The 13729-nt window shown below is 58.9% G+C and carries 12 protein-coding genes; 2 read left to right on the plus strand and 10 right to left on the minus strand.

Annotated elements, in window-relative coordinates; translation table 11 throughout:
• Window positions 1-151: 151 nt before the first annotated feature.
• From MF6394_RS16310 to ycaC, 8 genes are all read right to left on the minus strand, one after another.
• Window positions 152-2011 (minus strand): calcium-binding protein, encoded by a 1860-nt coding sequence (locus tag MF6394_RS16310; protein WP_078467060.1) that lies wholly within the window; start codon window positions 2009-2011, stop codon window positions 152-154.
• Window positions 2012-2380: 369 nt separating this feature from the next.
• The gene (locus MF6394_RS16315) at window positions 2381-2998 is read right to left on the minus strand and encodes a hypothetical protein (protein ID WP_069557752.1); all 618 of its coding nucleotides are present in this window, start codon (window positions 2996-2998) and stop codon (window positions 2381-2383) included.
• A complete protein-coding gene (locus MF6394_RS16320) occupies window positions 2998-3696 on the minus strand; it encodes a hypothetical protein (RefSeq protein WP_032897161.1) in 699 nt (232 codons plus the stop codon). Before MF6394_RS16320 ends, MF6394_RS16315 begins: the two co-directional genes overlap by 1 nt.
• A 54-nt stretch (window positions 3697-3750) precedes the next feature.
• Complete coding sequence (gene pstB / locus MF6394_RS16325; protein ID WP_019817112.1) at window positions 3751-4512, minus strand: phosphate ABC transporter ATP-binding protein PstB; 762 nt, start codon at window positions 4510-4512, stop codon at window positions 3751-3753.
• Between the two features lie 76 nt (window positions 4513-4588).
• The gene (pstA, locus tag MF6394_RS16330; protein WP_003191515.1) at window positions 4589-5482 is read right to left on the minus strand and encodes a phosphate ABC transporter permease PstA; all 894 of its coding nucleotides are present in this window, start codon (window positions 5480-5482) and stop codon (window positions 4589-4591) included.
• Window positions 5482-6447, minus strand: coding sequence for a phosphate ABC transporter permease subunit PstC (pstC, locus tag MF6394_RS16335; RefSeq protein WP_003191517.1), 966 nt, complete (start codon window positions 6445-6447; stop codon window positions 5482-5484). The genes pstA and pstC overlap by 1 nt, the downstream gene beginning before the upstream one ends.
• Window positions 6448-6521: 74 nt before the next feature.
• The gene (pstS, locus tag MF6394_RS16340; RefSeq protein ID WP_044274067.1) at window positions 6522-7553 is read right to left on the minus strand and encodes a phosphate ABC transporter substrate-binding protein PstS; all 1032 of its coding nucleotides are present in this window, start codon (window positions 7551-7553) and stop codon (window positions 6522-6524) included.
• 845 nt (window positions 7554-8398) lie between these two features.
• A complete protein-coding gene (gene ycaC / locus MF6394_RS16350) occupies window positions 8399-9025 on the minus strand; it encodes an isochorismate family cysteine hydrolase YcaC (RefSeq protein WP_003191542.1) in 627 nt (208 codons plus the stop codon).
• Between the two features lie 349 nt (window positions 9026-9374).
• On the opposite strand from ycaC, the gene MF6394_RS16355 reads away from it, so the two are divergent.
• Window positions 9375-10271 (plus strand): LysR family transcriptional regulator, encoded by an 897-nt coding sequence (locus MF6394_RS16355; protein ID WP_047710963.1) that lies wholly within the window; start codon window positions 9375-9377, stop codon window positions 10269-10271.
• A gap of 66 nt (window positions 10272-10337) precedes the next feature.
• Here MF6394_RS16355 and MF6394_RS16360 read toward each other — a convergent pair whose 3' ends face one another.
• Window positions 10338-10796, minus strand: a complete 459-nt coding sequence (locus tag MF6394_RS16360; RefSeq protein ID WP_003191546.1) for an Hsp20 family protein — start codon at window positions 10794-10796, stop codon at window positions 10338-10340.
• 224 nt (window positions 10797-11020) lie between these two features.
• On the opposite strand from MF6394_RS16360, the gene MF6394_RS16365 reads away from it, so the two are divergent.
• Window positions 11021-11449 (plus strand): glycine zipper domain-containing protein, encoded by a 429-nt coding sequence (locus MF6394_RS16365; RefSeq protein WP_034135058.1) that lies wholly within the window; start codon window positions 11021-11023, stop codon window positions 11447-11449.
• A gap of 121 nt (window positions 11450-11570) precedes the next feature.
• On the opposite strand, the gene treS is transcribed toward MF6394_RS16365, so the two are convergent.
• Complete coding sequence (gene treS / locus MF6394_RS16370) at window positions 11571-13634, minus strand: maltose alpha-D-glucosyltransferase (RefSeq protein WP_078467062.1); 2064 nt, start codon at window positions 13632-13634, stop codon at window positions 11571-11573.
• Window positions 13635-13729: the final 95 nt, after the last annotated feature.

Here is a 13729-nt window from a genome sequence, read left to right on the forward strand (position 1 = left end):
CGTTATATCTAAAAGGACTCGCCAAACCTATAAATAAATCTGTCCTCTTTCTTTTTCCTTCTGACAGATTGCTATAAAGCGATAAGCAAGAAAAAACCCCACAGCATCAACGATCCTGTGAGGTTTTATCACCGGCTTTACCGATCCGGCATCAAACCACGCTGATCATCTCTGCACTCAACTGCGCCGCATTGAACCCCACCAGGGTGACACTGCTGTCCCCCGCCAGAATTACGCTGTCACTGCCATGCTGGGTGGTGGCTCCGAGCACAGCATCCGCGTTGGCAAACAGCGACTTGGCGAACACCAGCAGGTCCTGCCCGTTCTGGTGAATGTTGAAGTCGCTGATCACGTCGTGGCCGAACCCGCGTTGATCGAAAACAAACAGGTCGCTGCCCACGCCACCGCTGAGTTGGTCATTGCCCAGCCCGCCGATCAAGACGTCATTGCCGCTGGCGCCATACAGCGCGTCGTTGCCCGTGCCGCCCAGTAGCGTGTCGTTGCCCTCGCCGCCGTGCAGCAGGTCATTGCCGGCGCCACCGTCGAGCCGGTCATTGCCGTTCTGGCCGAATATCAGGTCACGCGCGGCGGTGCCTTTGAGGGTGTCGGCCAATTGGCTGCCTTCGATGGATTTGGCATACGCCTTATCGGCGCCGAACAGGCCTTCGAAGTCGAGTTTGCCACTGGTCACCGTATAGGCCGGTGTGAGGACCTCGCCAATGCCACCGAAGAGCCCGCCGAACACTGGCACGTGGCCGAGGCTGTTGGCCAGGCCGGTTTCGAACTCCACGTGTTCTACGCCGTGCAATTCCTTCAGGCCGTATTGGCCGCTGCTGTCGTTGAGAAACAACGTGCCATCGCTGAGCTTCACCGCTTCGTAGGAAGACACGGTGCCTTTGAGGAAGACTTTATCGTTGCCTTCACCGCCTGCGACAATATCGGTACCGGTACTCACGCGGAAACTGTCGTCACCCTTGAACCCGTCCAGGAAGTCATCGCTGCGCCCGTCCTGCAGCTTGTCCGAACTGTCGGTGCCCAGCAGGAAGGCCGGTGTGCCGTAGTGGTTGGAGGTGGCGGTCTGTTTGTCGCTGACCCAGGTAAAGCTGCGGCTGATGGCGTCGAGGTTGCTGATGACGATGGTGCTGTCGCGTTCGATGTAATCGTAGAAAGTCGATTGGGCGATACGCTGGATAGGGTTGATGAAAATGCCTTCCAGGTGCGCGGCCCACCCTGACAGGTTGGCAATCGAAAACGGACCATTGGGCCAGGTTGGTAGCGCGTAGATCGTGTCGAACAGCACGATGTTGTCGGTGGTCGAGGTGTAACTGGCGTCACTGCCTTGAAGCGCGTCGATGATGGCGCTGCCCACGTCAGTCTCTTGCCCCGTGAGGCGGTGGACCACATCGTTTTCAAAGCCGAAGTTAAAGATTCCGTCGCTGTTGCTGGACTTGGGCGACTCCATGCCAAAGTAATCCGAATCCTTGAAAAAACCGTCTGCCAAAGTGTCCTTGCCGATATACATGCTGTTGGTAACCGAGCCACCCTGGCTGTAGCCAGTTACCAATACATCCTTGCCGCTCAGGTTGTGGCCGGTGGCGTAATCCTTGATTGAATTGAGCAGGTAGTCGTAGCCGTTGATATAAGAGTTATCGATCATCGCCGGCCAACCCAGCAGATCAATTGGCGAGTTGGTGCCGGCAATGGAAAAACCCATTTTGACTAATTGGCCGCTGTCATCGTATTGACCAAACACTCTGGCTTGAGAACCAAAGACGCCGTCGCCGGTAAAACTTCCAGTGATGTCGGTGTGACTGCTATCAACCTGCAGTTCGCTCGCGCCGATCTCACGCCAGCCCTTGGGCAGCGCGAAGGTATTGCCCTCGCCCAGCACAAGCCCCGGAATGTTGTAGAGCGCGCCTACTGTGGCAACACCACTGGTGTAAGTGGCGAGGGTCCAGGCATCTGAAATCAGGACGCGGGCGTCTTGCCCCTTGTAATCGAATATAGCCATGTCAGTACTCCTTGAGCCCAGCGATCAACACCGAAATTCAACGGTAATACCTGATGCGTCGGGCTAAACAATATGCATTGAAGTTGTTGTTGTGCATTCTGTTCAGGCTGCTTCGTTGCTTAATATCGAGGTTGACCATTAAGGAAGCTCGTCAACACTAGCCTAGAAGTGCCGCCTTAAAGTGACCGACTATCGGAAGGTAAGGGTATGTACTTAGGGATATAGACGACAAAAGCGCCATAAGCGCTGTTTGTCGAACAAGAAGTGAAGTTCCGTGTTGTTCGTGACTAATGAGTCAAAGACAATTAAGCCCTTATAGCAAGTTGTGAACTGCAATAAGGGCTCAAGCAGTTCAGGTTTCTCTGGAACTCAGGAAGAATAAACCTCAGCACGTTGGCATACAGGCTGCTTGAACCTGGGCAATTGCTGACGGGCCAGTTGTGCCTGCACGCCCGCGACCGCTTCAAGCACTCTTTGCGCCCAATGCTCATCCTGCGGGTCAACCACCACCACGCGAAAGCCGTGGTCGTTGCCCTCAAGGCGCACGCCCTCGGAATCGTCCACGTGCAAATCAATATCGAAGGCCGGCGGAAATTTCGAGGGGGTGTTCGACAGCCCATGCACCGTGAGGGCGTGGTTATGCCGCTCGCTATTGACCACGCCGTCGACACGGATGCCGTACAGCATCAGCCAACGCCTGATGTAGGAAGGCGCCCTGCCAGATGAGGTGTAGACCCAGATACTGCAACCCTGGCGCCGCAGCTCCCGTGTCAACGAACGGGTACCGATACGCAGCGGTTCTCCCCACCAACGATGAACGCAGGCCGGCAGCCAACTGCTCTCGACATCAGCGTGGTCAAGTTGGCAAGCCAGCGTGTCGTCGATATCAAAGGAGATGCGTACCCGCGGGCGCTTGGCGACACGCGTGAGGACCGCTTGCTGGACGGCTTGCACGGCTCGGCTGGCGAGTGTTGGATACCAGCGCATTAATGGCCTCCCTGATAGATAGGCTGTGGTGTATCGCTCAAGAAAAACGCCTTGGGATCCGGGGCCTGTTCCTCCAGGAAGGCGGCGTACTTTTTCTTGATCTTGGGCAATTCATACAACGCCTTGACCCCATGTTTGGCCGAGTTGCGGATCACCGAAGAAGGATTGAAGTAACCCTCGGCATTTTCCAACGTCAGCACAAACGGTGGCAACCCGGCACGCATCAGCAGATAGCTGACGATCAGCGAGCCACTGCGGTTGTTGCCTTCGATGAACAACTGCGGCTTGCTGAGGATGCGCACATACACGCCGGCCGCACGCTTCCATACCGATTCACTGCGATACGCGCAGTACCAGTTGAACAAGTCCTTGATACCGCCTTCAACGTTGTTGAAGAAGTGCTCCTCGGTGGCGGCCAGGTGCTGCGCGTATTCCACGCGGCGCGCCGGGTCGCTACCGCAGAGCACCGTGGCGTTGATCTCCAGCATCAGGTCCAGATGATGAAGGTCAAACAGGTCAACGCCTCGTGCGACATAGTCGTCAACCAGCGCATAGCCTTCAAGCACGTTGAGCAGCACTTCGTCGGTCAAGGGGTCGCGCGGCTCGGTAAATTGCGTGCTGAGCTCGGCAAAGCGGCTCTGCACTTTACGGAGCGCGCGTTCAATCGCTGACAAATCAAGACGATGCGTTGCAGACATTGGCATTCCTGGGCTGACGGTGGCGCACGTGCGGTTTTTATCGAACATGGGGACTCAGCTGAACTTGCCGCTGATGTAATCCTCGGTCATCTGTTCACGTGGGCTGCCGAAAATCTGCGCGGTCGGGCCCATTTCCACCAGGTAGCCGGTGCGCGTGCCCTGGGAAATATCCACCGAGAAAAACGCCGTGGTGTCTGCTACGCGGATGGCCTGCTGCATGTTGTGGGTGACCAGGGCGATGGTGTAATCCTTCTTCAGCTCCACCATCAGTTCCTCTACCCGGCGAGTCGCAATCGGGTCGAGTGCCGAGCACGGCTCATCGAGCAACAGCACTTCCGGCTCGGTGGCGATAGCGCGGGCAATACACAGCCGTTGCTGCTGGCCACCGGAGAGCGACAGACCGCTGACCTTGAGCTTGTCCTTGACCTCATCCCACAGCGCCGCGCCTTGCAGGGCGTGCTTGACGCGGTCGCCCAAGTCGCCTTTGTAGCGGTTCAGGCGCAGGCCGAAGGCGACGTTGTCGAAGATGCTCATGGAGAACGGGTTCGGCTGCTGGAACACCATGCCGATGTAACGGCGCACCACCACCGGGTCTACGCCCTTGCCGTACACGTCCTGCCCCAGAAAGTGCACGTGGCCCTCGAAGCGAAAGCCCTTCACCAGGTCGTTCATGCGGTTGAGGCTGCGCAGTACCGTACTTTTGCCGCAGCCGGACGGGCCGATGAAACCGGTGATCTTGTTTTTCTCGATCGGCACATGGCTGTCACGCACCGCCATGAAATTGCCGTAGAAAATCCGGTCCAGCTTGCAGTCCATGACCACAGGCGATTGGGTGACAAACGGAGCGGCTATTTGCGCAGTTGAGACGTTCAAGATTCAGATGCTCCCGTTCTTAATACTTAGGCTTGCCGAAGATACGGCTCACAATATTTACGACCAGCACGATCATCACCAACACCAACGAGGCCGCCCAGGCGAGCTCCAGCTGGTTGTCGAAGGGCATGCCGGAAAAGTTGTAGATCAACACGGCAAGGGAAGCCGTGGGGTTCATCACCGCCAGGTCGCCGTCGTGGTAGATCCAGTAGTTGCTGAACAGCGCGGTAAACAGCAACGGCGCGGTTTCGCCTGCGGCACGAGCCACAGCAAGCATTACGCCGGTGAGGATCGCCGGCAGGCCGGTCGGCAAGATGATCTTCCAGATCACCTGGGAGCGGGTGCAGCCCATGCCGTAGGCGGCGTCCTTCATGATCTTGGGCACCATGCGCATCGACTCTTCAGCCGTCAGCACCACGATGGGCAGCATCAATACCGCCAGGGCCACGCCGCCTGCTGGTGCCGAGTAAGTGCCGGTGGTCATCACCACCAAGGCATAGGCAAACACGCCGGCCAGGATCGAAGGCAAGCCGGTGAGCATCTTGGCGGCAAAGCGTGCAGCGTTGGCCAATTTGCTGTCCGGCCCCAGTTCGGCCAGGAAGATCGCGGCCATGATGCCGACCGGCACCGCAATCGCCGCAGCGATACCGACCATCACAAAGGTGCCGGCCATGGCGTTGCCGAAACCGCCGCCCGTTTCGAAGCCGGTGGGCGGCAGTTCGGTGAACACCTCCAGGCTCAGGCGTGCGCCGCCACGGGTGATCAGCATGTAGAGCACTGAAATCAGCGGCACACTGGCCAGCAGCGCGCCCAGCCATACCAATGTGGTTAACACCAGGCTGCGCAAGGCGCGGCCTTCGAACTTGCGCTGCAAGCTCGGTACAGCGGTGATAGGGGATGTGAGATTCGTCATCATCGATTACCCCGTTGGGCGTAGAGCATGATCATGGAACCGATGACATTCACCAGCAGGGTAATGAACATCAAGACGAGGGCGGCGTACATCAAGACCTCCACCTCGTTGGGCCCGGCTTCGGGGAAGTTCAGCGCCAACAAGGCTGCCAACGTATTGGCCGGCGCGAACAGCGACAGGGAAATGTTGTTGGCATTGCCCACCAACATCGCCAGCGCCATGGTTTCGCCCAGCGCACGGCCGAGGCCGAGTACCAGGGAGCCAAAAATACCGGTGGCGGCAGACGGCACCATCACCTTGAGGATCGCCTCCCAGTGGGTGGTGCCCATGCCATAGGCGGCCTGCTTGGTTTTCATCGGCACGCTGGTGAGCGCGTCCTGGGACACGGCGGCAATCGTCGGCAGAATCATGATGGCCAATACCAGCGCCGCCGGCAGCAACCCCGGCCCGCTCAAGGACGTGCCGAAAAACGGTATCCAACCCAGTTCGCTGTTCAACCAGGTGGTCAGTGGCCGAATGGCCGGGATCACCACGTAGATGCCCCACAAGCCATACACCACGCTGGGGATGGCCGCGAGCAATTCAACGATGGTGCGAAACACCGCTGCCAGCTTGGCCGGCAGAAAGTCCTGAGTGAGGAAAATCGCCATGCTGACACCGAAAAAGCCTGCAATCAGCAGCGCGATAAAAGCACTGTAGAGCGTGCCCCAAATAGCCGGCAGGATCCCGTACTTGCCTTGGTTAACGTCCCAGACACTGCCAAAAAGCACATCGAACCCGTGCTTTTCCATGCCCGGCAAGGCCTTGCGTCCCACCTCGAAGACCAAGGCTGCGACCAACGCCAGAATCAGTACCACCCCGATTCGCGCGAGCCCACGGAAGGTGCGATCGACCAGGAAGTCTTTGGCCGAGGGAGGTTGGCAGGCAGAATCCCGGTTAACCGGTACGACGAAAGGTTTGTTCATTGGCTAATTCCGGAACAGGGGGGAAACGCCCCCGGCGCGGCAAACAGCCCACACCGAGAGCGGCCTCACGGGTGTTACTGAATGTTGGCGGAGGCTTTGCGAACCTGCTCCACCACCGATGGCGGCAGCGGGATGTAGCCCATGGAGTCGGCGATTTTCTGCCCCTCGGTCAGGCTATACTCAACCATTTCACGCATGGCCTTGGCCTTGGCAGGGTTGCCGTTGTCCTTGCGGAAGATCATCCAGGTGTACGAGGTGATCGGGTAAGACTTGGCACCGTCCGGGTCCGGCAACCAGGCCACCAGGCTTTCCGGCATTTTCACGGCGGCCAGGGCCTCGGCGCCGCTTTCGGCGTTCGGTACCACGTACTGGCCGGCCTTGTTCTGCAACTGGGCGAAGTCAACCTTGGCCAGTTTGGCGAAGCCGTATTCGATGTAGCCAATCGCGCCTGGAGTCTGGCGTACGGTGGCGGTCACACCATCGTTCTTGGGCGACTTGATGAATTTGTCGCTGGCCGGCCAGTTGACGGTGTTGCCCTCCCCCAGCGCCGTTTTGAATTCAGGGTTGATGGTGGCCAGGTGCTTGGTAAATACCGCTGTGGTGCCGCTGGAATCTGCGCGCACCACTACAGTGATCGGCGTGTCGGTGAGCTTCAGGTCCGGGTTGGCAGCAACGATCTGTGGGTCGTTCCACTTGGTGATCTTGCCCAGGAAGATGTTGGAGTAAACATCGCGTGGCAGCTTGAGGCCCTTGGGATTGCCCGGCAGGTTATAGGCCAGCACGATTTCACCGGCGGTCATTGGCAGCAGTTGCACGCCTTCGGCGACCTTGGCGATGTCTTCGTCTTTCATGGCCGAGTCACTGGCGGCGAAGTCGACGGTTTTATTCAGGAAGTCCTGCACACCTGCGCCGCTGCCCTTGGATTGATAATCCACGGTGACGCCAGCGGTCTTCTTGCTGAAATCCTTGAACCAGGTGAGGTAGATCGGTGCAGGGAAGCTGGCGCCGGAGCCGGTGAGGCGTACGTTCTCGGCGGCGAAGGTCACGGAGGAGGCACACAGGGATACCGTAATGGCGAGTGCTGCGGACTTCATCAAGCTTTTCATTAAAAGGAACTCGTTGTGGTGACGGGCTCCCGAACTGTGAAGCAGGGTTGTTACATTTTTATGAAAATTGAATGGCGAGATGGCGTTTTGTCCCACTTTGCCGCCACAGGGCTGAATTTTTAGGACATGGGTTAGTAACAAAATACGACTAAAGTGCTGTCATCCTTCTAGCGGTGCTGATCTTGCTCCCGCGACGGTAGAAGCTGATCCCATTGATGCTCCGCGATCCAACTGTGTGTGGCTTGCCTGCGATGACCATAGGTATCTACACAACTCTGTAGCGCTCAACGCTAACCACGATGCGAAGCGAGCCGCTCTTGATCTTGCTCTTGATCTGCTTGTGATCTTGATCTCAGGCGCCCCGTTAAACCACGCTGGCCGGAATTCGACAGGGATTTGAGGGGTAAACCGGCAGGGATGCCGGTTTAGCCGCCCCGCGCCATGGATGGCGCGTGGCGGCGGCCCCCCAAATCACTGGCGAATTACGGGCACACCGAGCCTAAGCGAGGTGCCGAGTGGTGGGGCAAGAGCGTTTTGCTTACTTTTGCGCTGTTCAAAAGTGAGCCGCCGTCAGGGCGGAACCCTAAGCGGCCGTTACCGCAGCAATGGATATGTACACAATCCAACTGTGTCGCCTGCCAGGCCGCCTTCGCGAGCAAGCCCGCTCCCACAGTTGGATTGCGGGGTATCAGGTAGGTAAATGTCGGCTGGCAGGCCGTCATCGCAGGCAAGCCCGCTCCCACAGTTGGATCGCGCGTCGGTTATCAGACCTTCGCGTGAGCAAGCTCTCTGGCCACAGATCCAGTGTCGCATCGAATCGGTATAGACCCAGATCGCCAGCAGGCTTACTTGCCTTCAGTCAACGCGTTGTAACTGGTGAACAGGTTGCGGTAGTCGGGAATGTGGTTGGAGAACAACGTCCCCAAGCCCTCGATGTCGTTGCGCCAGTCGCGATGCAGCTCGCAGGCCAGGCCAAACCAGGTCATCAGTTGCGCGCCGTTGGCCGACATGCGAGCCCAGGCCGACTGCTGGGTCAGTTCGTTGAAAGTACCGGAGGCGTCGGTGACCACAAACACTTCAAAGCCTTCGGCCAGGGCCGACAGCGCCGGGAACGCCACGCACACTTCGGTCACGACGCCGGCAATGATCAATTGCTTCTTGCCCGTGGCCTTAATGGCCTTGACGAAATCCTCGTTGTCCCAGGCGTTGATCTGGCCTGGGCGCGCAATGTACGGCGCATCCGGGAACAGTGCCTTGAGCTCGGGCACCAGCGGGCCATTGGGGCCGGTTTCGAAACTGGTGGTGAGGATGGTCGGCAACTTGAAGTACTTGGCCAGGTCAGCCAGGGCCAGCACGTTGTTCTTGAACTTGTCCGGGTCGATGTCACGAACCAATGACAGCAAGCCGGCCTGATGGTCGACCAACAGCACCGCGGCGTTGTCTTTGTCCAAACGAACGTAAGGTGTAGACATCTTCATACTCCTGATAAATAGAGGCAGCGCCCAACATGGGCTTGCCGCAAAAGGCCCCAGCGTATTTAGGTGCGCTGTGAGTCTAGTACTTCGTGGTTGTTTGCCACTTGGTGTGCCTTGATGTAGCTCTGGATCAGAAACTGCTAATGCGGCATGGCCCGGGTGTAGACGTTGGCCCACCCAAAAAAACAGTGGGACCACCTTAGTCATCGCGTTCGGGGTTAGGTAGTGGCTGAAACGGGCCGCTCCATCTCAAAAATGGAACAATGCAGCCGCACCGTGGCAAGGGCACTTGGACGTGCCGGTCGTTACAATGCGATCATCGGCTCATTTCCAGGCAGGTGCCTTCATGGACATCAAACAACTTAAATTCCTGATCGCGCTGGAGCAGACCCGCCATTTCGGCCAGGCCGCTGCCCGCTGCAACATCACCCAGCCCACCCTGTCGATGCGCCTGCGTAACTTGGAGGAAGAACTGGGCCTGGAACTGGTGACCCGTGGCCAACGCTTCGAAGGCTTCACCCAGGCCGGCGAACGCGTATTGGCCTGGGCCAGGACCCTGCTCGCCGCCCACGACGGCCTGTTCGCCGAAGCGGCTGCGTGTCGCGGCCAGTTGGTCGGTAACCTGCGCCTGGGCCTGGTGCCCCTGAGCGGCTTCAACCCGATCAGCTTCATCCAGGGCTTGTCCCACAGCTTCCCGGAACTGAAGTTCAGCCTCACCTCCATGAGCTCGGACAAAATCATCGAAGCCTTGGGCACCAACCAACTGGACCTGGGCGTGTGCTACCTGGACCACGTGAGCCCCAACTACCTGGAATTTTTCGAACTGGGCGAAACCCGTGTCGGCCTGCTGTACGACACCCGCCACTTCCACTTCGAAGGCACCCAGATGAGCTGGGAAGAAGCCGCCCAACTGCCTCTGGGGATGATCAGCAATGGCATGCACTATCGAAAATCCATCGACTTGAGTTTCCGCAGCCGCGGTCTCGATCCCCAGCCGATTCTGGAAAGCGACTCCACCTATCAACTGTTCCAGGCCATTCACGAAGGCTTCTGTTGCGCGATCATGCCGTTGGACAGCGGCCTGGAAAGCCCGATTGAGAACCTGGCGTTCATCCACCTGCCGGACGCCAGCGTCCTCGCGCCCCTGGGCATGGTGATGCGCAAGACCGAACCGCGCTCGGCCATCGCCGAGAAATGCTTTGCCGAGGCCAGGCAGTTGTTTGCACCCAACACCCAGGCTTAGAGGGCCTGGGTTTGCAGCGCGCACAAAAAAGGCGCTCCGCAGAGCGCCTTTTTACCGCCGATTGTTTTACTGCAAGCTGACCTGACGCAGCTCGGGCTTGGCCTCGCCACCAATCATAATGCGTTTTGGCTTGGCCTCTTCAGGCACTTCACGCAGCAGGTCGATGTTGAGCAAACCGTTGGTCAGGGATGCGCCACGTACTTCGATATGGTCGGCCAAGCGGAACGACAACCGGAACGCACGTTGGGCAATGCCCTGGTGCAGGTAAGCGACCTTATCGTCGGTTTCGCGTTTTCCGCCGGAAACCGTCAATACACCCCTCTCGACCTGGATATCCAGATCCTCCTCGGTCAGGCCAGCGACGGCGATGACAATGCGGTACGCGTCGTCACCGTGCTTTTCCACGTTGTGAGGTGGATAGGAATTCGGAGCCTCGCTGCGCAGCGCCGACTCGAACAGATCATTGAAGCGATCAAAGCCCACCGATTGACGGAACAGTGGGGCCAACGACAGGGTAGTAGCCATTTTAAAATCTCCTGAGTTTCTCCAAGTGATTTAGTACGCGACCCGGATTCGGCATCGCGTGATCAAAAATTTATGGACGCGCTAAAAGAATTCAAGAGGGCTGAAAAAAATTTCTTGCGCACGGGCAATCACCGAGACCCTGGTGCGGTGGCCTGTGCTCTAATCACACCGCCAGGCGTGCTTTAACCCGTGAGCGCCTGAGACAGCCCTTGAGGTACAAAAAAATGAAAATGACATTCCCGGCCCTGGCATTGGGCATCCTGATCTCCCAAGGGGCCCTGGCCGCTGGAGATGGTACGGCGGCGCTGGGAGGCGGTGTCGGCGGTGTGTTGGGCAATGTGGTCGGCCAACAGCTGGGTGGCTCGACCGGTGCGGCCATCGGTGCAGGCGTGGGGGGCGCAGCCGGGAGTGCGGTGGGTGCGCAGAAGGGCAACAAGACCGAAGCGGCGATTGGCGGCGGTTTGGGCTCGGCGGGCGGCTCGCTGATTGGTAATCGCCTGGGCGGTAGCACCGGGTCCACCATTGGCGCGGGCGTGGGCGGCGCAGCCGGTGGCGCGTTGGGTAATAATCTGGCCGATGACGAGAGCGGTCATCGTTCCGGTGGTGGCAAGCACAAAGGCAACAAGCATAAGCACAAGAACAAGCACCACTGATCGTCTGGTTTACCCTGTAGGAGCGAGCTTGCTCGCGAAAAACTCACAAACGCCGCGTTTATTCAGGAAGCACGCGTTATCGTTGACGTTTTTCGCGAGCAAGCTCGCTCCTACAGGCGATTTACATCGGCGTGCTGCTCACCACCCGCAACGCCAGCCCTTCATAAGCGTCCAGCGTGATCGTGAACGCGCCCTCCTCGGTCAAATCGCCTTCCACCCGCTCATTGATGATATCCACCACCGGCCCCGGTGCGATGTTGGGCAGGTGCAAGGTTTCGGTGATCGGCGTGGCACCAAAATTCAGCGCAGTGATTTGCGTGCCCTTACCCGCCGGCAGTTCGTGAACCATGATCAGCAAGCCTGGGTGCTCAACATCTGGCACCAGGATCTGGCGGCTCGCGGCGATGTCGTAAGCGCGGCGCACGGCGAGGATTTTTTGCAGTTGGGAGGCAAAGGACTCTGGGTCCTGCAGTTGGCTGTTCAGGCTGCCATACAGACTTTTGGAGCGCGGCATTTGCCCCGCCGACAGCTCAGCGTCGGGGTTCAGGTCTACCAGATCATAGGCGCCACGGTGGATCCAGCGCGTATCGCCATCGGCCATCAGGTCCGCCACGTCTTCGGCCGCCAACGGCAACGCGCCCACCAGGTCCCAGCCGGACAAGGCAAACACCCCAGGTTGCATGGCGTTGTACATCACCAGCAGCAAGTGGATCTGGCGAATCTGCTGGATATCCGCCGGGGTGATCGCCTCCAGGTCACGGATCCCCAGGGCTGCAGTGATAATACTGGCAGTGGTGCAGGACACGCCGTTGGTGACGAACTTGAGGTTATACGGCGCATGTTCGCCGGTCAGTCGTTCATACATCTGCTCGCGGATATGCTCGCGCAGGATGTTGCCGGGGAAAGTCTGGCCCTGGAACAGGAAGCTGTCATGGGCGTGCAGCGTCCAGAAGTGCACCAGCTCCAGGGTCAGTTCATCGTGGTTCTGTAGCGCGTGAATCAGCGAGCCGGGGTCGATGCCGAGGCTGTGCATCTGGCGCAGCATCAGGCGCAGGAATTCGGTGTCGCCCATCAGCAACGCATGCTGGTAGGCCGGCCGGGTGATGAAGTCATAGGACAGGTCGGCGCCGCCATGGGACATGGACGCGATGTCGTCCACAGTGAGGTTGAGCTCCTGAAAACTGAAGCCGCCCGCCTTGCGAATGGCGCCGCCGAGCAACTGATTGCCGGTGATCGACAGCGGATGGCTTTCGGACCAGGCCGTGCCGTCGAGCTTGCGCTCCACGCCGAGAAAGCCGTTAGCATCCAGACGCAGGATTTTCGCGCCCATCACATCAATGGCGTGCAGCGCATCACCGATGATCATCTGCTGCGCGGCAAACGAAGGGTCAAGCCAGTTGAGCGACGGCTGGCCTTCCTTGAAGTAATGCAGGTAGACCCAGCGTCGCGGCTTGCCATCTACGCCGAGCACCACCGGGGTGGCGCTCCAGTCGGTTTCCTTGACGCCGGGCTCGAAGAAAATCACCCGCTGCAATTGGCCGACGATGTAGTGCTTGTCGCGCAGCGCGTCTACCTGTGAGGGGCTGAGGTTTTGCGCATCGCGTCCGTCGGCCACGTCGGGCAGCAACGGCCAGTCTTCCTCGCGGATTTCGACCATGTGGTACAGGCCGGGATAGTCCTCATAGGCCATTTCCGCCAGGCGAAAATCCGCGCCTTTGCCGGTGTGGGACGGGATCACATCGTCGATGATCACCGCATTGTGCGCGGCAGCCATGCGCGTCAACGCCTGCAATTGTGCCTCGGTGCCCAGTTGCGGGTCGATGTCGAAGCTGATGCGGTCGAAATTACCGTCGATGGTCGGCGTGTGCTCGGTACCAGACAAGCCACCGGACTTCTTCAACGGGCCATTGTGAATGCCCTGGATACCGATTTTGGACAGGGTATGCCACAGGGTTTCGTCCCCCAACGCTTCCAGCACGGTGCCGCCTTCGCGGGTGACAATCGACGCGGGGTAGGCAGTGAACCACACGGACGACAAGGCTGAAGCGTCACGCGGCCGGGTCTGTGCATAGGGCTGCTGCCACAAGCGCCCTTGCCCCGAATAGAGCTTGGCCCGCTGCCGCGCTGCGTGGAGCATGGAATGTTGCACCAGCCAGTTCACATGATCGTTGTTCGCCGCGGTCATAAGCTCGGTACCTGTGGTGGTGAAAAATCTCGGTGTAAGCATATGAGGGGTGCGCGCGCCATTCGTTGCATCGCAATAGCGTCGGGGCTGGCGGC

Origin of the sequence: Pseudomonas sp. MF6394, assembly GCF_002018845.1 — a bacterium.
Taxonomy (GTDB): domain Bacteria; phylum Pseudomonadota; class Gammaproteobacteria; order Pseudomonadales; family Pseudomonadaceae; genus Aquipseudomonas; species Aquipseudomonas lactis.

Bases quoted from the DNA above. Each gene is read 5' to 3' on its own strand.
- MF6394_RS16310 (WP_078467060.1), bottom strand. From the start codon at position 2,011: ATGGCTATATTCGATTACAAGGGGCAAGACGCCCGCGTCCTGATTTCA.
- MF6394_RS16315 (WP_069557752.1), bottom strand. From the start codon at position 2,998: ATGCGCTGGTATCCAACACTCGCCAGCCGAGCCGTGCAAGCCGTCCAG.
- MF6394_RS16320 (WP_032897161.1), bottom strand. From the start codon at position 3,696: ATGTCTGCAACGCATCGTCTTGATTTGTCAGCGATTGAACGCGCGCTC.
- pstB (WP_019817112.1), bottom strand. From the start codon at position 4,512: ATGGACTGCAAGCTGGACCGGATTTTCTACGGCAATTTCATGGCGGTG.
- pstA (WP_003191515.1), bottom strand. From the start codon at position 5,482: ATGACGAATCTCACATCCCCTATCACCGCTGTACCGAGCTTGCAGCGC.
- pstC (WP_003191517.1), bottom strand. From the start codon at position 6,447: ATGAACAAACCTTTCGTCGTACCGGTTAACCGGGATTCTGCCTGCCAA.
- pstS (WP_044274067.1), bottom strand. From the start codon at position 7,553: ATGAAAAGCTTGATGAAGTCCGCAGCACTCGCCATTACGGTATCCCTG.
- ycaC (WP_003191542.1), bottom strand. From the start codon at position 9,025: ATGTCTACACCTTACGTTCGTTTGGACAAAGACAACGCCGCGGTGCTG.
- MF6394_RS16355 (WP_047710963.1), top strand. From the start codon at position 9,375: ATGGACATCAAACAACTTAAATTCCTGATCGCGCTGGAGCAGACCCGC.
- MF6394_RS16360 (WP_003191546.1), bottom strand. From the start codon at position 10,796: ATGGCTACTACCCTGTCGTTGGCCCCACTGTTCCGTCAATCGGTGGGC.
- MF6394_RS16365 (WP_034135058.1), top strand. From the start codon at position 11,021: ATGAAAATGACATTCCCGGCCCTGGCATTGGGCATCCTGATCTCCCAA.
- treS (WP_078467062.1), bottom strand. From the start codon at position 13,634: ATGACCGCGGCGAACAACGATCATGTGAACTGGCTGGTGCAACATTCC.